Origin of the sequence: Amycolatopsis sp. WAC 04182 (assembly GCF_003947465.1) — a bacterium.
GTDB lineage: Bacteria > Actinomycetota > Actinomycetes > Mycobacteriales > Pseudonocardiaceae > Amycolatopsis.
On sequence record NZ_QHJJ01000019.1, the window covers coordinates 1 to 1,036 of the forward strand.

General features: G+C 66.4%; 1 pseudogene. It reads right to left on the bottom strand.

Going from position 1 to position 1,036, the window contains the following annotated elements:
- Positions 1–304 precede the first annotated feature (304 nt).
- Positions 305–1,036 (bottom strand): annotated as a pseudogene (locus DMH01_RS42250) (IS481 family transposase); the annotation flags it as partial.

The window sequence follows — 1,036 nt, forward strand, 5'->3', positions numbered from 1 at the left end:
GCCACGCATGCACCGACTGCCACGACACTCCATGCCGTTCGGCGACCTCGACCACCGGACAGCCCGCCTCTACTTCCAGCACAGCGCGATACCGATGCTCCATGACGCTCAACTCCACCAGCGCCAACCCGACCTCCCAGATGATCGCCACCGATCACCCAGAAACGCAGGTCAGCCGAAGGGGTGTAAAGCATCAACCGAAGCTCAGGTGTCAAGCGTCAACCGGAACAGGACAAGGCATGATCGACGATGTCTGGTCTCACTTGATGCTTGACGCTTTGGCATCGGATGATGCTTGACACTCCTAGCTGATCTTTCGCTTCTTAGTATGCGCCTGAGACTTGATCCGAGTGATCTCCTGGGTGGTGGTTCGGGGCACGACGCGGATGGGTTCGCCGTTGTCGTGCACGGTGATGTGGGTGTCGTCCACGGTCACGTCCAAGATCTTGCGGGCATGGACCCGTCCGACCTGGATCTTTTGGCCGACGACCTGGAAGTGGCCGCGGGTGCGGACCACGCGCTGGACGGTGACCGGCCCGGTCGAAGAGGTCGGCGCTGCCCCGGCTGGCCGGGCGTTGCGCAGAGTGAGACATTCGGCGAGCGGGAGCGCGCAGGGCACGGCGCGCAGCAGCAGGCGATCCTCGTCCATGACGCGGGCGGTGATGCCGTCCAGGCGCACGATGACACGCCGACCGGCCAGGTGGGCGCCGACGCACAAGGCCCGGCTGGCCAGGCTGATGGTGCCGGTCGAGCTGACCTGCCGGTCCACCTCGACGGCGCTCGCCTTGATCGGCGGTTCGCCGGCGGGCTCGGCCGGTGCAGGGCGGGCTTGGCCAGAGGCGAGCAGCGCGGCCAGGTCCTTGACGGTCAGCCGGGAGGCCACGCTCTTGAGCCGCCCGCCGCCGGTGGTGAACACATGCAGCCGCTGCGTACTGATCCACAAGGTGATCGGCAGGCCCGCCCGATCAGGTCCGAGCCACAGCTGCTGGCCCCCGATCGACAGGTTCCCCGACACAGGCACGATCCGATCGACCTC